At 54.1% G+C, this 23,942-nt stretch carries 19 protein-coding genes and 2 pseudogenes; 12 read left to right on the top strand and 9 right to left on the bottom strand.

What is annotated here, in order from left to right; genetic code table 11:
• Nucleotides 1-398 precede the first annotated feature (398 nt).
• Nucleotides 399-698: pseudogene (locus C4S59_RS09020) on the bottom strand (integrase core domain-containing protein); the annotation flags it as partial.
• Nucleotides 699-956: 258 nt separating this feature from the next.
• Between C4S59_RS09020 and C4S59_RS09015 the strand changes: the two are divergent.
• A complete protein-coding gene (locus C4S59_RS09015; RefSeq protein WP_103910118.1) occupies nucleotides 957-1,877 on the top strand; it encodes a glycosyltransferase family 32 protein in 921 nt (306 codons plus the stop codon).
• Complete coding sequence (locus C4S59_RS09010; protein WP_146064524.1) at nucleotides 1,870-2,748, top strand: hypothetical protein; 879 nt, start codon at nucleotides 1,870-1,872, stop codon at nucleotides 2,746-2,748. Before C4S59_RS09015 ends, C4S59_RS09010 begins: the two co-directional genes overlap by 8 nt.
• Here the strand turns inward: C4S59_RS09010 and C4S59_RS09005 are convergent.
• Nucleotides 2,745-3,524 (bottom strand): hypothetical protein, encoded by a 780-nt coding sequence (locus C4S59_RS09005; RefSeq protein ID WP_103910116.1) that lies wholly within the window; start codon nucleotides 3,522-3,524, stop codon nucleotides 2,745-2,747. The genes C4S59_RS09010 and C4S59_RS09005 overlap by 4 nt on opposite strands.
• A gap of 198 nt (nucleotides 3,525-3,722) precedes the next feature.
• Between C4S59_RS09005 and C4S59_RS09000 the strand changes: the two genes are divergently transcribed.
• From C4S59_RS09000 to C4S59_RS08995, 3 genes and pseudogenes are all read left to right on the top strand, one after another.
• Complete coding sequence (locus C4S59_RS09000; RefSeq protein ID WP_103910115.1) at nucleotides 3,723-4,580, top strand: FkbM family methyltransferase; 858 nt, start codon at nucleotides 3,723-3,725, stop codon at nucleotides 4,578-4,580.
• A 66-nt stretch (nucleotides 4,581-4,646) separates the two neighbouring features.
• A pseudogene (locus C4S59_RS19790) lies at nucleotides 4,647-5,487 on the top strand (DDE-type integrase/transposase/recombinase); the annotation flags it as partial.
• 865 nt (nucleotides 5,488-6,352) lie between these two features.
• Entirely contained in the window at nucleotides 6,353-8,098 is a 1,746-nt protein-coding gene (locus C4S59_RS08995) for a response regulator (RefSeq protein WP_103910114.1), read from the top strand.
• Between the two features lie 4 nt (nucleotides 8,099-8,102).
• On the opposite strand, the gene C4S59_RS08990 is transcribed toward C4S59_RS08995, so the two are convergent.
• The 3 genes from C4S59_RS08990 to C4S59_RS08980 all read right to left on the bottom strand — a co-directional run bounded on the left by C4S59_RS08990 (nucleotide 8,103) and on the right by C4S59_RS08980 (nucleotide 11,564).
• The gene (locus C4S59_RS08990; RefSeq protein ID WP_103910113.1) at nucleotides 8,103-9,023 is read right to left on the bottom strand and encodes an MYG1 family protein; all 921 of its coding nucleotides are present in this window, start codon (nucleotides 9,021-9,023) and stop codon (nucleotides 8,103-8,105) included.
• A gap of 166 nt (nucleotides 9,024-9,189) precedes the next feature.
• Nucleotides 9,190-10,851 carry a BCCT family transporter gene (locus C4S59_RS08985; protein ID WP_103910112.1) on the bottom strand — a complete coding sequence of 554 codons (1,662 nt, stop codon included), beginning with the start codon at nucleotides 10,849-10,851 and terminating at the stop codon, nucleotides 9,190-9,192.
• A gap of 230 nt (nucleotides 10,852-11,081) precedes the next feature.
• Nucleotides 11,082-11,564 carry a MarR family winged helix-turn-helix transcriptional regulator gene (locus C4S59_RS08980; protein ID WP_103910111.1) on the bottom strand — a complete coding sequence of 161 codons (483 nt, stop codon included), beginning with the start codon at nucleotides 11,562-11,564 and terminating at the stop codon, nucleotides 11,082-11,084.
• Between the two features lie 231 nt (nucleotides 11,565-11,795).
• Between C4S59_RS08980 and ectA the strand changes: the two genes are divergently transcribed.
• From ectA to C4S59_RS08960, 4 genes are read left to right on the top strand one after another with little or no spacing between them, the layout of a single operon-like run.
• Nucleotides 11,796-12,326 carry a diaminobutyrate acetyltransferase gene (gene ectA / locus C4S59_RS08975; protein WP_103910345.1) on the top strand — a complete coding sequence of 177 codons (531 nt, stop codon included), beginning with the start codon at nucleotides 11,796-11,798 and terminating at the stop codon, nucleotides 12,324-12,326.
• Between the two features lie 46 nt (nucleotides 12,327-12,372).
• Nucleotides 12,373-13,659 carry a diaminobutyrate--2-oxoglutarate transaminase gene (gene ectB, locus C4S59_RS08970; RefSeq protein ID WP_103910110.1) on the top strand — a complete coding sequence of 429 codons (1,287 nt, stop codon included), beginning with the start codon at nucleotides 12,373-12,375 and terminating at the stop codon, nucleotides 13,657-13,659.
• 4 nt (nucleotides 13,660-13,663) lie between these two features.
• Complete coding sequence (locus C4S59_RS08965; RefSeq protein ID WP_103910109.1) at nucleotides 13,664-14,065, top strand: ectoine synthase; 402 nt, start codon at nucleotides 13,664-13,666, stop codon at nucleotides 14,063-14,065.
• Nucleotide 14,066: 1 nt separating this feature from the next.
• Nucleotides 14,067-15,488 carry an aspartate kinase gene (locus C4S59_RS08960; protein ID WP_103910108.1) on the top strand — a complete coding sequence of 474 codons (1,422 nt, stop codon included), beginning with the start codon at nucleotides 14,067-14,069 and terminating at the stop codon, nucleotides 15,486-15,488.
• Nucleotides 15,489-15,531: 43 nt separating this feature from the next.
• Here the strand turns inward: C4S59_RS08960 and C4S59_RS08955 are convergent, their stop codons facing one another.
• Nucleotides 15,532-16,701, bottom strand: a complete 1,170-nt coding sequence (locus C4S59_RS08955; protein ID WP_103910107.1) for a phytanoyl-CoA dioxygenase family protein — start codon at nucleotides 16,699-16,701, stop codon at nucleotides 15,532-15,534.
• An 86-nt stretch (nucleotides 16,702-16,787) separates the two neighbouring features.
• On the opposite strand from C4S59_RS08955, the gene C4S59_RS08950 reads away from it, so the two are divergent.
• Nucleotides 16,788-17,795: a LacI family DNA-binding transcriptional regulator gene (locus tag C4S59_RS08950; protein WP_103910106.1), complete on the top strand. Its 1,008-nt coding sequence runs from the start codon at nucleotides 16,788-16,790 to the stop codon at nucleotides 17,793-17,795.
• On the opposite strand, the gene argE is transcribed toward C4S59_RS08950, so the two are convergent.
• The 3 genes from argE to C4S59_RS19495 are packed head-to-tail and all read right to left on the bottom strand — an operon-like array spanning nucleotide 17,792 to nucleotide 20,354.
• Nucleotides 17,792-18,961, bottom strand: a complete 1,170-nt coding sequence (gene argE, locus C4S59_RS08945; protein WP_103910105.1) for an acetylornithine deacetylase — start codon at nucleotides 18,959-18,961, stop codon at nucleotides 17,792-17,794. The two genes, C4S59_RS08950 and argE, sit on opposite strands and share 4 nt — an antisense overlap.
• A 3-nt stretch (nucleotides 18,962-18,964) precedes the next feature.
• Complete coding sequence (locus tag C4S59_RS08940) at nucleotides 18,965-20,149, bottom strand: M24 family metallopeptidase (RefSeq protein ID WP_103910104.1); 1,185 nt, start codon at nucleotides 20,147-20,149, stop codon at nucleotides 18,965-18,967.
• Nucleotides 20,150-20,171: 22 nt separating this feature from the next.
• Nucleotides 20,172-20,354 (bottom strand): hypothetical protein, encoded by a 183-nt coding sequence (locus tag C4S59_RS19495; protein WP_146064523.1) that lies wholly within the window; start codon nucleotides 20,352-20,354, stop codon nucleotides 20,172-20,174.
• Between the two features lie 16 nt (nucleotides 20,355-20,370).
• Between C4S59_RS19495 and C4S59_RS08935 the strand changes: the two genes are divergently transcribed.
• Both C4S59_RS08935 and C4S59_RS08930 read left to right on the top strand, forming a co-directional pair.
• Entirely contained in the window at nucleotides 20,371-21,972 is a 1,602-nt protein-coding gene (locus C4S59_RS08935; protein WP_103910103.1) for a carboxyl transferase domain-containing protein, read from the top strand.
• A gap of 11 nt (nucleotides 21,973-21,983) precedes the next feature.
• Nucleotides 21,984-23,942: an acetyl/propionyl/methylcrotonyl-CoA carboxylase subunit alpha gene (locus C4S59_RS08930; protein ID WP_103910344.1), complete on the top strand. Its 1,959-nt coding sequence runs from the start codon at nucleotides 21,984-21,986 to the stop codon at nucleotides 23,940-23,942.

Here is a 23,942-nt window from a genome sequence, read left to right as displayed (position 1 = left end):
AGACCCATTCCCTCCGCCACCCCGCCTTTTGTAACCCTTTTCCAAACAGTCTGTGGCCGAAAAAATCCGTTAAAGTTGAAGACTATAGCGTCAGCGCCGTTCTTTGCAAAACGCTATCAGGCCCCATCTTGCCCCAACAATCCCGCTCTCTCGCCCCTACATTGTCCGGACCTGTTAACCACGCATTTTTCAATACGATTTTAATGACTTGCTGGAACTAAATCAAAAAATGTAACGCTTTGAGGGGGGCAGACGCGAGTCACGCGAATGGTCCCGGCAGCTCGCATCTAAATCTTTGCTCCCACAACGCCCATTTTGCTTATGTGGAAGTGAAAAAGCTGACCTGAGACCCGACTTCCCTCCAGCCTTTGGGAGAATCCGTCGGTTGATTTCTGGTCTCATGAGGCCCTGGTTTCCAGTTTCGATTTCATTGCAAATTCCTGCGGCGTGAGATTGCCGAGGGATGAGTGGGGTCTGATCAGGTTGTAGTCCTCCTTCCATGCGTTGATCTTGTCGCGCGCCTCGGCCAGTGACGAGAACAGGGTTTCGTTCAAGCGCTCGTCCCGAAACCTGCCGTTGGGACTTTCGAGAATGGCATTTTGCATCGGCTTGCCTGGCGCGATGTAGTGCCAGTCAATCCGGGTCGCCTGGCACCATCTGAGCACTGCCATGCTGGTCAATTCCGTCCCGTTGTCGCTGCAACACTTCTATCTGCCGAAGCTTCGATACGATATCTTCGGTCTTCTGACGTTTTCCAGCCATCGCTGATCCTCCAATTTGTGGACCATTTTCAGGTGGCTACTCCAGAAGAGGTTCGTTGGTTCGTTGATGCAAAGTTTGCTATGTGAGTGACTCAAGTACTCTGTATGGCTTTGATAGTAGACAATGGGTTGTATTCGTTCGCTACTTTTGATTACGGCTAAACAAAGGCCGAAACGACTAAGGATCGTGAGTTAATGACCTTACCAAAGCGCATCGTTTTTTTCTGGGCGCAAGGGGCTGCGGCAGCGCCACAAGTAGTGCAACGATGTTGGAGGGCGTGGGGTGAGAAGAACCCAGGTTGGGAGATTATAGTCGCCGACAGTGAAGTCGCAAAAAAAACTTTCAAGGCGGCAGGCATTCTACATGAGCCACTTACGTTACAGGGGCAGGCGGATATTTTTAGGGTGCTGAATTTGGCATCACATGGCGGCGTATACGTGGACGCCGCAACAGTGCCAATACTGCCTTTAGATCAATGGATTCATGATCTAACTACGCGCGGTGCATTTTTATTCCATGACCCATACCGAAAACGTTCCGTGGAAAACTGGTTTCTTGCTTGTGAGCCTGGAGATCCAATCATGCGTTCATGGGCGCGGCAAATTGTTGGTTATTGGGATAGGCCTAGGGGTATCCAAACTTGTAAACGTAGCTTGGACGCAGGCTGGCTCGGGGTTCTAGCGGCACGCCGAGATGTTTTGGCGGTTGGCCGATCAAATGGCGCAGCTTCTCCTGCTCGTAGGCCTAAGCGGGTGATCGAACCTAAGGACCGGATTTGGTCGGTGAAACCTGAAGGCGGCGCACAGCGCCCACTTCACCCCTACTTTTGGCCGCATTACCTCTTTGATTTGATGCTGGAAGAGGCACCAGAGATTCGTGCGCTATGGGGGCAAGTGCCTAAACTGCCCTCGTACAAAGAGTTGATGCTTCGGCATTGGAAGCGCCGATACGCTGAGATGACAGGAGATGATATACAGGCTCTAATGAAGGGGGCACGTATGCAAAAATTGGCGTTAAATAAATTGCCGTCCGAATATCAGATGGAGCAGATATTTAAATTCGCTGGCCTTATGCCTTTCGATAAAAATAATTTTAGGAGCGAAGCAAATGTTTGAACGCGCCACATTGCGCCTCGCACGTCACAGACACAAGATGCGACGTAGGATAAGGAATCTAGTCGACAGCGTTTCCTATTCGGTATACCCAATTTCTGATGCATACGACCGTGCTCCGCTCGCGCGCAGTGAGCTTAAAAAAGTGATACCGGCGTCGCCAACTCATGCAACGGCGCGCGGCGATACAGCGATTTTTTCGACCTATTGCGGCCGCACACGCTCATTTAGCTTTGATCGCAACAACAGCGCTCGTGATTATCCGCATTACTTCGTTTCTAACAACCGACGAGTCTTGGAAATTGTAACCGATTTTGGCTGGCGTCCAATTTTTTTGGACCTACCCATCGTGGCCAATCCAGTTGAGGCGGCACAGCAAGCCAAAATCGCCAAAGCTCTACCGCATTTTTTTCCGGACCTGCGGAAGTATCGTTTTTTGGTATATTCTGACGATAAACAAAGAATTTATCACGCTGCCATCCCGGGTGAGATCCAGCTGCTAACCCAGTCGGGCGCGGCCTTGGCTTTGAAGCTAAGCCCACATGTTGCAGAAAATGTGTTGTGGGAATTCACCGATTCATTGATGCAGGCGCGTTACCGCACGCAAGCGCACCGGATGTTGCACTATCTTTTGGCGCAATTAGATGCTGGGAAAAGTTTAGCGACAGATCGGATGTTCATGACCGGTTATGGTTTGAGAGATTTGCATGATCCTGCGGCGATAGCCCTGTCAGAACAGTGGTACGACGATATCTTGGAGTGCGGTATTGATTGTCAATTAGCCTTTGATTTTCTTGCCCAGAACGAATCCAAAATTATTGCCCTACCTGCGCCCAAGCGAAAGAAATACCTAGGTCAAAAAATTCTAGTTTAGATTTCCTCAAAGGTGAAATCGAATTGCTCGAATAATAGCCTTTCATAGTGCTCCACAAGAAACCGTGCTGTATCGCTGAAATAGGATTTATAAGATTTAATCCCTTGCACCTTGTGTAATTCGGCATCGGCTTGTTCATTTTCAATCTTACTCAAGATTTCAAGGTAATTGGGCTTGAGGTCAAAGTATTCGGAGTTTTCACGCACCAGTTCGACGGTTTCTTGGGTTAGATTTTTTTGTCCAAACATAATTAAATTTTTGCGCTCGGGCGCAAACCAATTGTCTCGGTACCAGGCCTTAATATCGGCGACACTGCGACGGCGACGCAGAAGGAACTTAGGGTCAAGCAGAAGAACATATTGCAGTGTCATCATGCCGAGGTTCTCAGGAAAGTTGCGCCAAGCGGCCTGTTCTGGATTGTTATGGTTGCGTTTTGGCAGTTCAAGTCGGTCTGCCAGAATGGCAGTCAAGAAAGGTTCTATTTGATCTGGTTGCGGATCAGAGAATCCTTGTTGGACCAAAGTGCGCCAAACCCTGCCGTTCGTTTTGCGTCCATATGTGAAATGTGACGCATACCAGCTATAGGGATTTCTGATCGAGGTAATGATCAACATGTTGCGTAGCGCTCGGTCGCTTGGTCGACGTGCAAAGCCGCGATGGCGTTCACCTTTGGGAGAGAAAAACTCTGACGCGCTTGCTCGATCGATCACATCTTCAACGTAAGACGTACCGGTTTTACCCAAGTCGAGGTAATACGCTTTTTTTGAGACGATCATTCTATTGCCCTGTGATGAGTGCTTTGAGTTTGTTACGAAAGACAATGGGGTGATAGGGGGCTTTGGGGTATTGTGCAAACCTGCATAGTGCATGGCTATCTCGTCGAGGTCCGGCAACCTATAGAAATAGGCTATAACCGGTTGTCAACGGGCTAGGATCTGGTCTAGTGCGTTTTAACCAGTACTAGGTGTCGGACTATGAACAAGATTATAACGATCAAGCCTTTAGATGACGCGCCATATGGGGCAAAAAGGCCAAAGTGGCTTTGGAAATGGCGCCTTTCTAAGCGAAAAAATGGTCAGCTACCTGCTTCGGAATCACAAAAAAAGGATCCTTTGCGCAAAACTTTGCGAAGGAAAAAGCCTGTTTTTGACCTGGAGTACAATTCTTTAAAGCTAAGGCTCTATCCTGCGGAAAATATCTGCGACCTAAAGTTGGTCATGTACGGTGCTCATCCAGCTAGTGAACAGTTAGAGCGCGTTGATCATTTGTTAAAGCAGGCCAGGGTCTTTGTTGATATCGGAGCAAACGTGGGGCTTTACAGTTTAATCGCACGCCAGAGAATGCCCCCCAGCGCTCGAATTTTGTCATTTGAGCCGGACCCACGCACCGTTCGTAAGCTGCGCCAAAATCTGGATTTCAACGGTGCTAAAAATGTTACCGTCATTCACGGTGCGGTGGGCTCTGAAGAGGGTTACTTACCGCTGTTTAACGCTTCATCGCACAATGTTGGACGCAACACTTTGGTTCCAAATCTAGCGGGCGACGACGGCTCGGGGGGCATTAACGTCCCCGTTAGGCCACTTATTTCCTATTTGGAAGATGCAGGCATCGATCAAATCGACGTGTTGAAAATTGACGTCGAGGGCTTCGAGGCTGAGGTGTTGGCGCCATTTTTGGACCAAGCCAACAAAGACTTATTACCTAAGTACATTATGATCGAAGTCGTGGCACGAGACTATTGGAAGCAAGATGTGATTTCAATGTGCCACGCACTAGGCTACGAAACGGTTTATGAGACTTCAGATGATATGCATCTCGAAATGACAAAATAGTCTTTGTATGTATTCAAACGTATTGGTTTGAATAGCCCTGTGTATCCTGGACGCTTCTCTTTGATAGTTTTTAGGCAAGGATGCAAGGTGTTATACGCGTTCGTGACTGAGCATCGCGGGCGATTGCCCAGTCGAGCGATATGTCTGCACCTCCTGCCGAGCATCTTATATGCACGGTCGAAGTGCCGTCGAGCAAGCGTTTTGGTGAAGAGGCCTGTCAAACCTAGCTGCTTAAGGAAACTTGGGTCGAAAGCGGAGAGGTCTATCGGTACCAAAAGGTGCACGACGATCTTCTCTAACAGGGTGAAGGCGTATGTCTGAACCGCGCTGCGTGCTTGACCTGGATGGTCGGGATCACTGCGCAGATCGGCTACAATCGCTGTCTCGAGATGTATGGCGGCAAACCTTCTGTCACTGTCGACAACAGCCTGGATCGGCCGCTTGACGTTGCGGCGCCGGACAAAGTCTGAGTAACCGACATCACCTATATCTAGACGCAGTGGGTTTTCGCCTACCAGGCCGTCGTCATCAATTTCTATTCCCGGCGTACAGTCGGCTGATCGATGCAGTGCCGTCAGACGACCGATCTCGTGCTACAAGCGCGGTTGTTTGCGACGTGGCGGAGAACGCAAAAGAAAAGGTTCTGATCCACTAGGACTAGGGCAGCAGAATCACCGACATGGACCGAGCGGCGTTTCTGTGGGGCCACAATCTACAGCACTCGATGAGCCGCCGCGAAAACTTACAAGACAATGCAGTTTCCGAAAGGTTCTTGAATCTGCTCAACTTAGAGCTGATCAGACGAAGGGCATACCGAACTCTAGAGGAGGCATGGCACATCGTGTTCGAGTAAATAGCAGTGTACTACAACCCGAAGCGCAAGAGTACCTATAATGAAATGCTGTAACCTGTCGGCTTCGAGCGGCAGAAGACACAAAGACATATGGTCTAAGAAAAGCGGGGCTATTCGTTTGCCCTTCTTGGCTCAAATGCATTGTCTCGAAAATAGGCTGAAAAAGCGGTAGAAATGGAAGAGATAGAGATAGCCATATACCTCACTTCCGTGCCTCACTAATTAACCGATTGGGCCACAGAAGAAACTGCGTGAGATATAGCGATTGCTAAAGAAATAATGCTTGCCAACCCTATCTATAAAATTATCGAAAAGCTGGTTGGTGCTGACACGACTGGTAGCTAGAGATTCCGTTCCACATCAAGGTGAAAAATAGCGTGTCTACCGGAGAAATACTTTAAATCCTGCGAACAGCTCAAATATTGAAAGAAGAATGGAAGTAAGATAACTGTACTAAACGCACCCATTGTGCCTTGAACTGCCGTCCTTCAGGCCCCGCAGTTTCGATTTGAACGATGGACAGGCTCGCTGTTGGTTGATTATGACGTATGAACGTAGAGCAAGCTTCATTTCCTATTTGGTATGAAGGTCGTACGATTTCCCCTTTAGATAGAAAATTATTTATCTTGCGAAGGGGGTTGAATATTCTTTTGATAACATTACTCTTTTGGTTGGGGGTAGGAGATTGTCACGCGACCTTGGCGTAATCAAGGGCGATGATTTCCTCGATTCTTATCGAGTTCACCTTAATCTGATCGTTCTGCTTTGCTGGTGAAAACTCCTGTGTCGTTTTACCACGTCTCGTGGCCTCAGACGATTTTGGTGCTGGTGAAGCACTTCGCAGAATGGGTTCGTCGTCTAAAGTTCTGTTATTTCGTTCAAATGTTCGTTGTGAACGTTCGGAAGGGATCGGCTGGTCATGTCATTGACAGCGTCTTCTGTTGCGGAAGAGCGTATATTGTTGAACTCGAAGGTCGGCGACGCCGTTTTCGGGTTCTACGTTTTCGCGTCCGTCCTCTTCGCGCTCATTCTTACCGTCGCGCCGCTCGAGGGCCTTGCCGTTGTATGGACAGGCACCGGAATATTCTTTGCGATCGGAGTAGCTGGGCTCGTTTGGCGAGAGCAGAGATTTATCCTTGGAATGACATTGTCTCTGATTTTATATCCGATCTCAATTATGGGGACTTGGTACAACGGGCTCTATTATTTATCTATTTTACCCGTTTTATCCGTCACTCCTATATTGCTACTATCGAATAAGTTGGGTTTGACACTTTCCAGTGGTTTTTTGTTTATGTTTTCCGTGCCAATCATTTCAGGCGCGGCATATGATGAGAATTTATTTATCAGGCTATTTATTTGTAACCTGATGTTGATTGTAGGGATTCACATGTTTGTGCGCTTTACAAAGCAGCGTCTTGAGGAAAGCAGGCAGCAGCAGATTGATCTTGAAGCGGCCAATGCGGCGCTTGAGGTCGGGCGACAGGAGCTGGTGTTGGCGAATGAGGAACTGATCGCGCAACAAGAGCTTTTGGATGATCAGGCCCAAAGGCAGGCGCAGATGTATGCGGTGATTGCCCACGAACTGCGCACGCCGGCAGCCATTCTGAAAATGATCTTGGACAGCAAGGATCAGGAGAAGGATGGCGTCGATTATTCCTTGATCGGCGGTCTGTCGGATCAGTTGCTTGAGGTGTTGGATTCATTGCGCAGTGTGGCCAGACCCGAGGAAATGCTGCTGACGGCAACGCGTCCTGTTCATTTGACCGAAATCCTTCAAAATCAGGTCGAGCTGATGGGGGTGATCGCATGTGATCAGGGTGTTGGTCTGGCGTCAGATTTTTCTCGCCTTGGGGATGGGTGCATACTGACGCAAAGCCAGCTTATTCAGCAGTCTCTCCGCAACCTGATAAACAATGCCATTCTTCATTCTGGGGGGGATCAGGTTCTGGTTTCGGCCAGTGATCGTGATGTCGAACCAGACCTGAAAACCATTACAATTGTGGTTGAAGACAATGGTCACGGCATCGCACCTGAAAAGGCCGAGCGGCTGTTCAATGCATTCGAGCGTGGGGATACCCGTGCTGACGGCACCGGTCTGGGGCTGAGCATTACCCGTGAAATTTCAAAAAAGCTGAGTGGTGATCTGCGATATGAACCCAATCCGAAGGGCGGTAGCAGGTTTATCTTGGAATTTTCTGCCAAGGCCGCCATCAGTGGTAAAGTAAGTTCTCTTCACAAGGAAAAGACAGGTGGCGATCATTTGAAAGGCAAATCTGTTCTTGTTGTCGATGACAACCTTACCATCCGCGTGCTGGCGCAAAGCATGCTGGAAAAGATTGGCGCGAAAGTCGACGTTGCAACAAACGGACGCGAGGCGTTGCTGGCGGTGTGTTATCAGGACTTTGACCTGATCATGACCGACGTTTTCATGCCGGAAATGGATGGGATCGAGTTGGTCAAAGAGCTTCGTGCGCAAGGGCGAACGGCTAAGATCATCGGCATGTCCGCGTCTTCGGTTTCGGACGAGTTGGACAGGATTATGGAGGCTGGCGCAGACGGGGTGGTGAACAAGCCGTTTGATGTCCACGAACTGAATGCCGCTTTGATCAAAGCGTTTGACGGTGAAAAGCTTGACTTGGGGCCGTCAGCCGCGACCGGGTGAAGGCCTAGTTTTCCACTTCCAAAACAGCCAGACGCGCCATTTCCATAATGGCATCACGGCTATCGGCCACAGCGATGAACAGGGCGTTGTGACAGAATTTGGCACCTTGTACGCCAGTTGCCTCCTCAAGCGCTGCATCTGTAAGGCCCCCCCATGTCGCGGGCAGGTCGGCGCGATTTTCGAACGTATCAGCACCTTTGCGGATTGTTGTCAGCGTCCAGTCGTCGTTGCGGGGATGCACGACGAAAAGAAGGTGATCCGCGCCTGTGCTTTCGATGGCCGAGCGGAAGGGCATTCCGGTTGGCAATTCAAGAACACGGCCATCACCAGCTGCCTTGATGGCTTTTTTTACCAATGCTTCGGCCCGTTGTTTGGCGGATTTTGCGCGGATGCCTGCTTCGACAAAATGACGGGCTACATCTACAGCCATTACGAATGCGCTGTTATCCGCCTCATCGCGGATGTCGTCGAAAGACGGCTTCAGCGTTTCCAGAAGGACAGGCAGGGTCAAACCCGAAAGGGGACCAGCAGCAGATGGATCAATCGCGCCGTTGTCGAGTAGATCGACGGGCAGCACAAAGCTTTGTTCAAAGCTTGCATGGACCTCGTCGATATCGCTTTGGGGCACATCCAGCGCGGCCAGATAGTCTTTGCCGAAGTGCCGCCAGATCAGGCCGAATGAACTGTATGGCTGGCCGTTTTCGCGCAAGGGGTTCGGTTTCTGGTGGTGGTCGAATATCCCGGTGTCAGCATCGTAAGCGCGCCCGACATCATAGATGATCTTGCCTGAATCCGGGGTGATCCATTCGGCGTCACGGCTTCTGACCAGCGTGGCTTCGGGAAAGAGCCGAGACAGGACAACCGTGGACAAGACTTCATCAGCGTGAAAACCGCCGGAATGGGTGACGAGGTGGGTGATTGGCATACGGTGTTCGGATCTTGGTTCTTGGAGCTGCGTAAATTCATCAAATGATAGTCGTCATTTAATGGCGCGTCCTTACCTTAGCCTGCCTCTGATGGCACCAAGAAAAGCCATCTGACACAAAAAGGGCCTGCGGTGACGCTACACTGCAAGCCCTTAGAGTTATTTTTTAGGCTTTTTTCTTAACGTGATGATGCTCTGTCATCAGGCCTTTGTAGATCGCAAAGCACATGACCAGCAGAACCACCGTAAACGGCAGGCCTGTGGAAATGACCATCGACTGCAACGACTGAAGACCACCGGCACTCAGCAGCAGTACGATCGCAACGGCACCTTCAAAGATGCACCAGAACGCACGCTGGGGAACCGGCGCATCGATTTTGCCACCAGCCGTAATCGTGTCGATCACCAGCGAACCGGAGTCCGACGATGTCACGAAGAACACGATGACAAGAACGATGCCGATGAAAGATGTGATGCTTGCCAAGGGCAGGCCATCCAGCATCTTGAACAGCTTCAGTTCAAGGGCCGCATCTTGAGCGACTGTATAGCCGTCTGTGATTACCTGATGCAGGGCTGTGCCGCCAAATACGGCCATCCAAAGTACGCAGACCATCGACGGGATCAGCAGAACGCAGATGACGAATTCACGGACAGTGCGGCCACGGCTAACACGGGCGATAAACATACCAACGAACGGCGACCAGGAAATCCACCACGCCCAGTAGAACGATGTCCAACCCTGCGAGAAGTTCACGTCTTCACGGCCAATCGGGTTTGACAGGGCGGGCAGGTACTGAAGGTAGGCAACCAGGCTGTCCCAGAAGAGCGAGATCAGGAACACAGTCGGCCCAACCAGCAGAACGAAGATCAACAGCAGGAACGCGAGCCCCATATTGATTTCCGACAGGACTTTGACGCCGCCATCAAGGCCACGAAGCACGGAAACAAGCGCGATGGACGTGATGACCGAGATCAGGATCACTTCTGATGTCGAACCTGTCGGAATGCCGAACAGTTCGTTCAGACCCGCGTTTGCCTGCGTTGCGCCAAAGCCAAGCGATGTAGCAAGGCCAAAGAGCGTTGCGAACACGGCAAGAATGTCGATGACGTGACCAACCCAGCCCCATACGGCGTCACCGAAGATCGGGTAGAAGGCCGAACGGATCGTTAGGGGAAGGCCCTTGTTGTAGCTGAACAGGGCCAGCGCCAGCGCAACGACCGCGTAGATCGCCCAAGGGTGCAGGCCCCAGTGGAAGATCGTGGCCGCCATGCCTAGACGAACAGCTTCAGCTTCGTTGCCGGCTGCGGCACCCAGGGGGGCCCAGTCTGTGCGAACGCCGCCTTCAGCCGCTGTTCCGCCCATTGAAGACGAGAAATGGCTCATCGGTTCGGACACGCCATAGAACATCAGGCCGATGCCCATGCCCGCCGCGAACAGCATCGCGAACCAGCCGACATAGTTGTAGTCAGGGCGCGCTTCCACGCCGCCAAGCCGAACATTGCCGAGCGGTGTCACGATCAGCACAAGGCAGAAAATGACAAAGATGTTCGCCGCGCCAAGGAAGAACCAGTCAAAGCCTTTGGTGACTGCACTAAACAGCCACGAGAACAGGTTGCCTGCCTGATCGGGCAGGGCGAGTGTGTAGAAAACGAACGCCACGATTGCCGCGCCCGAGATGGCAAAAACTGGATTGTGGATATCGAACCCAAAAGGTCCGACGCTGCCTTCGACATTGTGCTGGCCGATCTCGTAGTCGGTCTCAATGCGGTGTGCAGCGCCGTCCGGGCTTCGAATGCCGTCGGATGGGTCGCTGGAAGTGTCAGTCATGTAATTCCCCCTGTTCACTTATTGCATTTATTGTCTTCGGAACTTCCACAGATAGTGTTTGGTTCCCTTTGGATAGTGTCGGGTCTGAACGCGACACTGCTACGGTCTCTAGCGACGCTTTTGGATCGATCGTGATGATCCGTCGGCACTAGGACGGAATTTGTAAACGCCATACACGTATCTGTGCTGCAACGCGCGGCGCACACGTTTCTAGGGTTGTGCTGGTTGGCTTAGGCGTCGTGGGTATGTTTGATGTCACCGGCATGAAGAACTGGCGACGCATCAATCTCGTCAGCGTCCAACATGGCCGCGACGCGTTCAAGGCTTGCTACAAGCATGGCCTGTTCCCAATCTTCCAGCGCATCGAATTTTCGTACGAACCGCTGTTGTAATGGATCGGGTGCATCCTTGATTGTTTGCTGTCCAATGTCAGTGATGTGGATGTTGATCTGACGACGGTCTGACGCCGATTTTTCGCGCGTAACCATGCCCACACGCACCAGCTTATCTATCAACGATGTAACCGTCGCCTGACTAACCCGCATGCGGATCGAGATTTCCTTGGCCGTTGCCAGCCCTTTCTCGGCAATGACCTGAAGGACGCGAAACTGAACGGGCGTGATGCCGGTGGCTTGTTTGATCTCACGGTCAAACAGGTCAGTGGCCCGCAAAATGCGGCGCAGGGCAATCAGGCTCGTGTCGATACGGTCCATACAGTCCTCAAAGTGCTTAGGTCTACGAAGTATACATATTTATATTCCGATTTGAAGGAGTACAAATTATTTGTTTATCAAAGCGAAGTGCTTAGCGTTTCTATGGACTTTACTCAGTAAATTAAGGCATTTTGCGCCAAGCTGCTCATATTGTCGCAAATTTTACTTAGCTTCTTGAAATTTTTTGAGAGCATGATACTTAGATCGGCGAAGCAAACATGGATGGTGAAGATGGACAGTATTCGCTCAAAGACCCAAAAGGACACACTTCGGCTGCGCACACCCAGTGCCACTGACGGAGCGAAGGTCTGGGACTTGGTGCGGAACTGTAAGCCTCTCGATGAAAACTCGATGTACTGTAACATCATCCAGTGTGACCACTTTGCTGAAACATGCGTGGTTGCCGAACTGAACGGCAAGATGGTCGGGTGGATCTCGGCTTATCTGGTGCCGTCTGACCCCGACACTTTGTTCGTTTGGCAGGTCGCCGTAGCCCCCGAGGCGCGCGGCCACGGCGTGGGCGTCCGTATGTTGAAAGACATTCTGGATCGCGATGTCACAAGCGACGTTGAACGGCTTCACACCACCATTACCGATGACAACGACGCGTCTTGGGCGTTGTTCCGGAAATTCAGCCGCATCAGCGGTGGCGACCTGACAAGCAAGTCGCATTACACCAAAGACCAGCACTTCCAAGATTGCCACAGCTCGGAAAACCTCGTGATCATCGAGTTGCCCGAAGCACTGGCACGCGCTGCCTGATCGCGCGCACTCTCCAACCCTTTCCATAGCAAGAAAAGAGGCCGTAATGACTACGAGCACCTCCACCATGCCTATTTTTAAACGCCGTGAATCTGATGCCCGCAGCTACTGCCGTGGTTTCGATACGGTTTTCACCTCGGCGAGGAACGCCGAAATGACAGACGCGCAGGGGCGCACCTACATTGATTTTCTCGCCGGTTGTTCTTCGCTGAACTACGGACATAACGATCCGGACATGAAGGCCGCGCTGGTTGACTACATCATGGATGATGGCGTCGCCCATGGTCTGGACATGCACACCGGCGCCAAGGGTGCGTTCATCGAGACGTTCGAAACCCACATCCTGAAGCCGCGTTCCATGGATCATAAGCTGATGTTCGTTGGTCCGACGGGTGCCAACGCGGTCGAGGCCGCCATCAAGATCGCGCGTAAATCCACGGGTCGCACGAACGTCATCGCGTTCACCAACGGTTTCCACGGTGTGACGCAGGGCGCGCTGGCGGCAACTGGCAACAGCTATCACCGCGGTGGTGCTGGCGCGCCGCTGTCTGGCGTTACACGTCTTCCTTACGACGGGTACATGGGCAAGGACGTCGACACAGCTGATCTGCTCGAGCAGATGCTGCTGGACGCGTCCTCAGGCCTTGATGCCCCGGCTGCGATCCTTCTGGAAACTGTGCAGGGCGAGGGCGGTCTGAACGCCGCAAGCGGCCCTTGGGTTCGTCGTATTGCCGAACTGGCGAAAAAGCATGGTGCGCTGCTGATCATTGACGACATTCAGGCGGGCTGTGGCCGGACGGGTTCGTTCTTTTCCTTCGACGATATGGACGTCCAGCCTGACATCGTGACGATGGCGAAATCTTTGTCGGGCTTTGGTCTGCCTATGGGCTTGGTTCTGGTGCGTGCCGATCACGACGTGATGGGCCCTGCGGAACACAACGGTACGTTTCGTGGCAACAACCATGCATTCGTCACGGCGCGCGTTGCCATTGAAAAATTCTGGTCAAACGACACGCTGAAGACCGACATCAAGCGCCGCGCCAAACTGATCGAAGACGGACTGAAAACAATCGCCGACATGGTGCCGGGTGCCTATCTGAAAGGCCGTGGCATGATGCGTGGTGTCGACGTCGGATCGGGTGATCTGGCGGGCGCAATTTGCGCCGAAGCCTTTGAAAATGGCTTGATCGTCGAAACATCTGGCCCCAACGATGAAGTTGTCAAAATCCTCGCGCCTCTGACAATTGAGGATGGCACGCTGGCGAAAGGCTTGGATATTCTGATCCAAGCGGCAGCAGCCAAGACCGAAACAACAAAGATTGCAGCGGAGTAACACCATGATTGTACGTGACTTTAATGAAATCATGACCTCGGATCAGGATCGCGTTGTCTCGGACGCGAAATGGACGAGCGTGCGCATGCTGCTAGCCAATGACGGCATGGGTTTTTCGTTTCACATCACCACGCTTGAGGCCGGTTCCGAACACACGTTCGAATACAAAAACCATTTCGAAAGCGTCTACTGCATGAAGGGAAAGGGCTCGATTACCGATCTGGGCACCGGCGAAACACATGCGATCAAACCGGGCGTGATGTATGCGCTGGATCAGCATGACCGCCACGTTCTGCGGTCCGAAGAAGAGCTGGTCATGGCCTGCTGCTTTAACCCGCCGGTCACTGGCACCGAGGTGCACCGCGAAGACGGGTCCTATGCTGCGCCCGAGGACGCAAACGCCTGATATGACCCATACAGTTGAGAAAATCGGCGGGACATCCATGTCCCGCCTCGATGAACTGCGCGATACGCTGTTCTTGCGGAACGGGAAGGCCGACTATGGCCGCGTGTTTGTGGTGTCTGCCTTTGGCGGCATCACCAACCTTCTGCTAGAGCACAAAAAATCAGGCGATGCCGGCGTCTATGCGGCTTTTGCCAATGCAGATGACGATCACGGCTGGCACGAGGCACTGACCCGCACCGCGCAGGCGATGATTGAGGCCCACACGGCGGTTCTGGATCATTCCGCGGACATCGCACAGGCGACCACGTTTGTGCAGGATCGCATCGAAGGCGCGCGCAACTGCCTGATCGATTTGCAGCGTCTTTGTTCTTACGGGCACTTCCAATTGACAGCACATCTGATGCAGGTGCGCGAATTGCTGTCCGGCTTGGGCGAAGCGCATTCAGCTTATGTCGCGGCACTTATGCTACAACGGGCTGGTGTGAACGCGCGCTGTGTCGACCTGTCCGGTTGGCGCGACGAAGGCGACGTGACGCTTGAAACCCGCATTGCGAATGCGATGGACGGCATTGATCTGGCATCCGAGATGCCCATTGTGACGGGCTATGCCCAGTGCAGCGAAGGTTTGATGCGCGGCTATGATCGGGGCTATTCCGAAGTGACGTTTTCGCAGCTCGCCGCGCAAACAGGCGCGCGCGAGGCGATCATTCACAAAGAATTCCATCTGTCATCGGCCGATCCCAACGTGGTCGGGCAGGATGCGGTGCGTAAACTGGGTCACACGAACTACGACGTCGCGGACCAGATGGCGAACCTCGGGATGGAGGCGATCCACCCGTCTGCGGCCAAAACGCTGCGTCGGGCAGGGGTGCCACTGCGTGTCGCCAATGCGTTCGAACCGGACGATCCGGGCACGGTCATTGATGAAGCGCCGGCAGATAAGCCTGCAGTCGAAATGGTCACTGGTTTGGACATCATCGCCTTTGAGGTGTTCGAACAGGACATGGTTGGTGTCAAAGGCTATGACGCGGCCATTCTGGATGCGTTGACGCGGCACAACGTGCGGATCGTGGCCAAAGTGTCCAACGCCAACACCATCACGCACTATGTGGATGGGTCGCTTAAATCCATGCGGCGGGTCGAGGCCGATCTGGCTGCGAAGTACCCGCAGGCCGAAATCGTTGCGCGGAAGCTGGCCCTGGTTTCGGTCATTGGTCGTGACCTGAACGGGTTGAACGTGCTGTCGCGCGGGCTGGTTGCTTTGGCTGAGGCGGGGCTTGATCCCACCGGCGCCGCACATGGGCCACGGAACGTCGATACGCAATTCATTGTCGAACGCGACGTGCGTGACCAAGCCATTCAGGCGCTTCACGGAACCTTCTTTGAAGCCGAAAGCAGCGATCCGATTTCGCTGGCCGCATAAACAATCAGAGGGCGCACCGACAACGGCGCGCCCTTTTTTACATTCAGGTGGCGTTCTTGAACTCTAGGGCGTCCAGCGTTTCGGACAGCTTTGCGAAATCCCAACCGTCTTGCACGGCTTCGATCAGATACTCGGCCTGCGTTTTAGGGGCCAAGCCGCCAATTGGTGGGTTGCGGTCCAGATTTGTCGGGAAGGGATAGCCCTCGGCTGTGGCTGCGATCACGTTGGCAATGTTCAACATGTCCGCACCTTGCTGCAAGGCGGGAAAGACGGCCTTGGACATCGCGGTTCTGTTAACGCTTTCCATCGCTCGTCCGAATGCGGAAGACACCTGCAGCAAGTTCACAAGGCGTTTGACATCGGTCGTCTTGTTGTGCCCCGCGCCGTGCATCACTGCAGGGTTGAAGAACACCGCATCGCCTTTTTCAAGCGGAAGCTGCACGTGGTTTTCTGCGAAGTACGCTTGATATTCTGGGCGGTTAAAAGCCAGATATCCTTCGAAAAATTGCTGGGAGAACGGCAGCAATAGGGTCGGGCCAGTTTCAACCGGCATGTCACAGTGCGCCACCGCACCTTGCAGAGTCAAAAGGGGCGACACACCATGAATGTGTGACGGGTACTGTGCCATTCGCGCCTCTGGCATAAAGCCTAGGTGGTAGTCGCGGTGCGGTTTCTGCGCAGCGCCACCGGGGTTCACTCGGTTGACTTGCGCCGTCATCTGATAGGCGGGCCCCAACCATGCCTCGGACGCCATCGCCAGCGTGTGACTGCTGTAATAGGCCGCAAAATTGGCGGGGTCTGTCAGGCAATGTTTTTCCAGTGAATTCCAAATGCGGTCGTTGGCGCCTGGCTTGGCGAAATGGTCGCCGCCGCCTTGGTTTTCGGTCTTTTCACGTTCGATGATCCGATCGAACACCTCGGAGGCCTCATCAATCACCGCGTGATCGGGCAGGGCCTGCTTTACCACGATAATGCCCGCGCCGTCGGAAAACACCTGCGCCCATTCCGCCATCAGCGCCTTGCGGGCCTCGGGGTTGTTTGCAGCGGCATCCACCTTTGTGCCCTCGTAGACGGGCACGTTTTCAACAACCATCGCCGCGTTCGGGACGCTGCTGGGCTGCGTGCGTTGCGACACAAGCGTTTTGAAATGCTCGAAATCTCCGCTGTCTTGGGTGATCCAAACGGGTCTGGACGGTCTTTCCTGAAGTGTCATGGCTGTATCCTCCTCGTCGCCAAGGATGCGTGCGTCTACTTGGTAAAAGTAGTTGTAAATCACCTCAAAAAGACCTCAAATCCGGTATGACTCAGAAATTCACGATCAAGGAAATTGCCTTTCAGGCGGGACTGAGCGCTGCGACCGTCGATAGGGCGCTGCATGCGCGGTCGCATGTTCGCCAGATCACCAAGGATCGTGTCGCCGCCGCGATTGAAGAACTGGAACGGCAATATGCAGCCAGCCGGATCGAAGGGCGCCGGTTTACCATCGATGTTTTCATCCAGTCGCCACGGCGCTTTTTCTCGGCCGTGCGTTGGGCGTTTGAGGCAGAGCTGCCACTGGTCAAGCCCGCCTCGATCCGCGCGCGGTTCCATCTGTTTGAACGAATTGATGACAGGGATATCGTCGCAAAGCTGAAAGCCATCGCTCGGCGGGGCAGTCATGGGATCGTTCTGAAATGTCCTGCGACCCCAAGGATCGAAGCCTGCCTGTCCCAAATCGCAGAGCGGGGGATACCTGTTGTTACCTATGTAACCGACGTCGCCGATCCGCTGCGGTTGGCCTATGTGGGCATGGAAAACCGCAAGGCTGGGGCGACTGCGGGCTATCTGATGCAGCGCATGAGACAGCGCAATGGCGGTATTCTGATCACGCTTTCCAGCCAGTTGTTTTTGGGGGAAGAGCACCGGCGAGTTGGTTTTGCTAACCACATGGCGCGTCATCTGCCTGACACGCCGATCATAACGGTGTCGGAAGGCTTGGGGATGAATACGACGACCAAGGCGAGCGTTCTGTCAGCTTTGGCGCAGACCCCCGATATCACATGCGTTTATTCGATTGGCGGCGGCAACCGCGCCGTGCTTGAGGCCTTTTCCGAAGCCGGGCGCGACATCGATGTGTTTGCCGCGCATGACTTGGATGACACCAACCGGCGTCTTCTGGATGAGGGGCGGCTAAGCTTTGTTCTGCACCATGATTTTCGACAGGATGCACGGCGGGTCGCATTGCATTTGTTAAAACATCACAGGTTGTTACCAGCTGATGTTTCGATAGAAGAGACCGAAATCAGTATCGCCTGTCCGCTGCTTTAGGCACTTGCCGCCAGCGCACGGGGCAGTCTGGCCAGCATATCCAGACAAAGATCCAGCTGTTCAAGGCTGACAAATTCATCTGCCTTGTGCGCTTGTTCGATCGAGCCGGGCCCGCAAACAACCACATCCATCCCCAGTCCCTGAAACAGTCCTGCTTCTGTGCCAAAGGGGACCAGATCAGACCCGTTGGCACCGGTCAAAGTGCTTACCAGATCGCGTGCTTCGTTGTTTTTCATCGGTTCCAATCCGGGGGTTTCCCCGATGATTTCCAGATGAATATCCGCTTTGCTCGATACAGAATGCATTCGGTCGATCAGGGCATTCTGACAGGCGGCCATTTCGTCTTTGACATAGTTCAGGTCGGCCATGTTGACGGGCCGCGTTTCCCATTCAAGCGTTGCCTTGGATGCAATCACATTATGGGCGCTGCCACCATGTAGGGCCCCGACATTGATCGTGCTCCATGGCGGGACAAACTGCGATCCTTCCGGTGCACGGGCCTCAAGTTCTTTGCGAACTTCCAAAAGGCGCGTCACATATTGCGTGGCGTATTCGACTGCATTGACCTCGATCTCGGGGCGCGATCCGTGGCCGTCGGTTCCTGAGAACGTAACGGTGTATTCACAGCAGCCTTTGTGCCCCTCAATGATCCGCATCGACGTGGGTTCGCCCACAATCGCCAAGCGGGGGCGCAGGTCACGTTCCCGCATTTCCTGCACCAAGGTATGTGCGCCCAGACAGCCGACTTCTTCGTCGTGGGTAAAGGCGAAATGGATTGGCTGGTATTGCGACGCGTCCTTCAACACATCCAGCGACGCCATACAGGCGGCAATGAACCCCTTCATGTCACAGGTGCCGCGCCCGTAAAGACGGTCATCCTTTTCAACCATTTTGAACGGGTCACTGGACCAAGCCTGATCCTCGACAGGCACCACGTCGGTGTGACCGGACAAAAGCAGCCCGCCTTGGCGGCTTTCGCCCAAAGTCGCAAAAATATTCGCCTTTCCACCCTCAGGCGAGGTCATCACATCCACGGTCGCACCGGATTCGGTCAAAAGGCCGGCAAGGTAGTGGATCATTTCAAAGTTGCTGTCCGTCGAGACGGTTTCAAAGGCGATCAGCCTTTCAAGAATCTCTTTGCAGTGGTCCAGACGGGCAGGGGTCATGGCTTAGTCCTTGATGAACAGCTGGCGCGGAATGTTGCACAGGGGCTCGGCTGGGCCGTCTTCGCGGATCACGATGGTTTCGGTGGTCTCCAGCCCCCAGTCATCCATCCACAAGCCTGGCATGAAATGGAACGTCATGCCCGGTTCTAGCACGGTTTCATCGGAGGCGCGAAGGCTGACAGTATGTTCACCCCAATCGGGAGGATAGCTGAGACCCACGGCATAACCGCAGCGGTTGGGACGTTCGATACCGACTTTGTGCAGTTCGGCATCGAGTGCGCGCGCAATGTCACAGGCACGGTTGCCTGCACGGGCCACTTCGATGCCCGCATTCAGCCCCTCGGTCAGCGCTTTGGATGCATCGCTGAAATGGGTCGGCGGTTTTCCGAAGAAAATCGTCCGGCAAAGGGGTGCGTGATAGCGGCGGTAACAGCCGGATTGTTCAATAAACGTTGCCTCGCCAGATTTCAGTGCCTCACCATTCCATGTCAGGTGCGGGGCCGAGGCATCTTCGCCCGAGGGCAGCAAGGGCACAATCGCGGGGTAGTCGCCCCAACTGTCCGCTTCACCCTGCACAGAGGTTTTGAACAATTCACCGACCAGATCATGTTTGCGCATTCCTGGCTCTGCCAGTTCGATGGCCCGTTCGATCACCAGTTCCGAAATCCGAGCGGCGCGGCGCATAAAGCCGATTTCGGCATCCGATTTGATCAGGCGTTGCCAGTTCACAAGGGTTGATGCGTCGATGAAGGTCGCTTCGGGAAGAGTATCTGCCAGCACGGCAAATGCCTTGGCGGTAAAGAAATACGTCTCCATCTCGATACCGATGCGCTTGTCGCCATAGCCCATAATACGCAGATGGCTGGCAAGGTCTTCCATCGGATGGATGTCGGTCGCTTGGATATAGCGGTCGGCGTAGTAGATGATTTGTTCGTCTTCCATCCAGACAGTGCGTCTCGCGCCATTCGCATCCTGCATCCGGCCCCACCAAATTGGCGGTCCATCATGTGTCAGGATTACGCCCTGATGGACGTAAAACGACCAACCGTCATAGCCGGTCAGCCAATTCTGGTTGGACGGGTTGGTGACAAAAAGAACTTCGATTCCAGCCTCGACCATCGCTTTGCGGGTCAGGGCGATGCGTCGATCGTATTCGGCTTGTTCGAAGGGGGCGTTCTGGATGGGCATGGATGGGTCTTTCCTTGCGGTGTCAGGCAGGCGCCGTCGCGCTGTGCAATCGAAACTCTGCCAATGGATAAAAATCAAGTTCCTTTTCAAAGAGTTCGCAGCTTTCGACCTGTATTTGCGCCGTTGCGTAATTTTCCATGGCGCATTTGCATGCTGGACAAGTGCCTAAAATCGCGGCAAAAGTAGAAGAAATATGAATGATCATTCATAAATGGTGAGCAATGATAAAAAGCCAGATTTCTCCGCGTTCAGAAGACTTTGCGCAGAATCGCGCGGCCATGCAGGCGCAGATGGATGTGGTGCAGCATGCAGCGGAACACGCTTTACAGGGTGGCAATGAACGTTCGAAAGAGCGTCATCTCTCCCGTGGGAAAATGCTGCCACGTGATCGAGTGCAGGCTCTCTTGGATCCAGGCTCTCCGTTCTTGGAAGTCGGTCTATTTGCAGCGCACGGTCTATATGGTGGAGACATTCCCGCAAGCGGCGCGATTGCCGGCGTGGGGCGTGTCGCGGGTCGTGATGTCATGGTTCTGGCCAATGACGCGACGGTCAAGGGCGGCACCTACTATCCGATGACGGTCAAAAAACATCTCCGCGCGCAAGAAATCGCGGCTGAAAACCACCTGCCCTGCATCTATCTGGTGGATTCCGGTGGCGCGAACCTTCCCAATCAGGATGAGGTCTTTCCGGATCGCGACCATTTTGGCCGCATCTTCTTTAACCAGGCGAACATGAGCGCGCGCGGCATCCCGCAGATAGCTGTAGTGATGGGCTCGTGCACGGCCGGCGGCGCTTATGTGCCTGCCATGAGCGACGAGACGATCATTGTGCGCGGGCAGGGAACGATCTTCCTTGCCGGTCCGCCACTTGTCAAAGCGGCAACAGGCGAGACGGTCACCGCAGAAGAATTGGGCGGCGGCGAATTGCATGCGCGCACATCAGGTGTCGCCGACCATCTGGCCGAAGACGACGCCCATGCTCTTCAAATCGCGCGGCGCATTGTGTCGAATCTGGGTACCCAGCCCAAGGCCACGATCACTCGCACCACGCCCGAAGCACCAGCGTATGATCCGGCCGAGATCATGGGCATCGTGCCTGCCGATCCGAAGAAACCCTATGACATCCGCGAGATCATCGCGCGAACCGTGGATGGATCGCGCTTTGATGAGTTCAAATCGCAGTTCGGCGAAACGCTGGTTTGTGGCTTTGCGCATGTCCATGGCATCCCCGTGGGGATCATCGCCAACAATGGTGTTCTCTTTTCGGAAAGCGCCGTCAAAGGGGCGCACTTTGTTGAACTGTGCAGCCAGCGCGGTATTCCCTTGGTCTTCCTGCAGAATATTACCGGTTTCATGGTGGGCAAAGCGGCCGAAGCGGGTGGCATTGCCCGTCATGGCGCAAAGTTGGTGACTGCTGTATCGACGACATCGGTTCCCAAAATCACGATGCTGGTCGGCGGTTCCTACGGCGCGGGCAATTACGGAATGGCGGGGCGGGCCTACTCGCCGCGGTTCCTGTGGACGTGGCCCAACAGCCGGATTTCCGTGATGGGAGGCGAACAGGCCGCCAAGACGTTGGCGCAGGTCAAACGGTCCGCGATGGAAAAACGCGGCGAGGTCTGGAGCGACGAGGACGAAGCTGCCTTCCGCAAACCCACGGAAGAGATGTTCGAAGAACAAAGTCACCCGCTCTATGCTTCGGCGCGTCTGTGGGATGATGGCATTATCGACCCCACCAAAACCCGCGATGTCCTTGGGTTGTCGCTGTCCACAACGCTGAACGCGCCGATCGAAGAAACGCGCTTTGGCCTGTTCCGGATGTGATGGGGATGAGCATGATCAAGAAAATCCTGATTGCAAACCGAGGCGAGATTGCCTGCCGCGTCATCCGCACCGCGCGTGAATTGGGCATCGAAACGGTTGCTGTTTATTCCGATGCTGACCTTAACGCGATGCATGTGGAACTGGCTGATCAAGCGGTACACATCGGTGCCGCACCTGTTGGCGAAAGCTACCTTCTTGGCGATCGGATCATCGACGCAGCCAAGCGCACTGGCGCAGACGCGATTCATCCGGGTTACGGCTTTCTGTCTGAGAACCCTGACTTTGTTGACGCCGTCGCAAAAGCGGGTCTGATCTTTATCGGCCCATCCGCCGACGCGATCCGTGCGATGGGTTTAAAAGACAAAGCTAAGGCCTTGATGGAAAAGGCAGGTGTGCCTGTCGTGCCCGGCTATCACGGCGACAATCAGGATGCCAATTTTCTAGCAAAACAAGCTAATGAGATCGGCTATCCGGTCCTGATCAAAGCGCGCGCAGGTGGCGGTGGCAAGGGCATGCGTCTGGTCGAAAAGCCAGCTGATTTTGCAAATGCCTTGGCCTCGGCCCAGCGTGAGGCTCAGTCCAGTTTCGGTGATCCCGCCTGCTTGATCGAAAAGTTCATCCAGAACCCGCGTCACATCGAAATGCAGGTGATGGGCGATGCGCATGGCAACGTCATTCATCTGTTCGAGCGCGATTGTTCCATGCAGCGCCGCCATCAGAAGGTGATCGAAGAGGCCCCCGCGCCAGATATGCCCGAAGATGTCCGTCAGGCCATGGGCGCCGCGGCGGTCGCAGCCGCTAAGGCCGTGAATTATCAGGGCGCAGGTACGGTTGAATTCATCGTTGACGGCTCTGGTCCGCTGCGGCCCGATGGCTTCTGGTTCATGGAAATGAACACACGCCTTCAGGTCGAACATCCCGTGACCGAAGAAATCACAGGCTTTGATCTGGTGGCGATGCAGATTGCCGTTGCCGAAGGGCAGGCCCTGCCTGTGACGCAAGATCAGATCACCGCGACAGGCCACGCGTTCGAAGTGCGCCTTTATGCCGAAGACCCGTCAAACGGCTTCCTTCCGGCAACTGGCACGCTGGACATTCTGGTTTTTCCTACTGCCGACAACGGTGTGCGGGTCGATACGGGCGTGCGGCAGGGCGATGTGATTTCGCCCCATTACGATCCCATGATTGCCAAGCTGATCGTAACAGGCCCGAACCGCAACGCGGCATTGCTGAAGATGTCGAAGGCTTTAGAGGAACTGGTCGTCCACGGTTGCGTGACGAACCGCGCGTTTCTGTCGGCCTTGGTCATTGATGCGGATTTCGCCGCTGGTCGCGTCGATACGGGGCTGATCGACCGCAAAGGCGCAGACCTGACCGCACGACCCGATCCGACAGCGCAAACTCTGGCGCTGGCCGCGCTTGCCGCGGTGCGACCTGCTGATGCGGAAGATCCCTTTGCTAACTTCCGTCTATGGGGTGCTGCGCGTCAGGTGGTGACATTTGAAGGCGATCCGAACATTTCGATCTTTGTCGAAACCATTGCCTCAGAAACCAACGTGACCACGCCTCTGGGCGAGGTGACGTTTTCAGCCGTATTGCGAAATGGGCCAGAGCTTTGGGTCGAGGAAAACGGCGTGAAATCGCGGGCCATCGTCCACAAAACTGGCCATGGTGTGCTTGTCCAAACCGCAGGGCACGACCGTTTCTTCAAGTTCTTCGATCCGTCCGCATCCGCGTCTTCTGGCAAGGCGGGGGCTTTGACAGCGCCGATGCCCGGCAATGTGATCGCAGTCGTTGCCAAGGCGGGCGACAGCGTGTCGGAAGGGGATCGGCTGCTGGTTATGGAAGCCATGAAAATGGAACACGCCATCACCGCAGCCCAAGACGGCGTTATCGCGGAAATGTTGGTGTCCGAAGGCGATCAGGTCGAACAGGGCGCACTATTGGTGCGTATGCAGGAGGACGAATAA

It is taken from the genome of Thalassococcus halodurans, from assembly GCF_900108225.1.
GTDB lineage: Bacteria > Pseudomonadota > Alphaproteobacteria > Rhodobacterales > Rhodobacteraceae > Thalassococcus > Thalassococcus halodurans.
The sequence above is the reverse complement of the archived record's forward strand: the minus strand, read 5'-3'. Positions and strand labels throughout refer to the sequence as shown.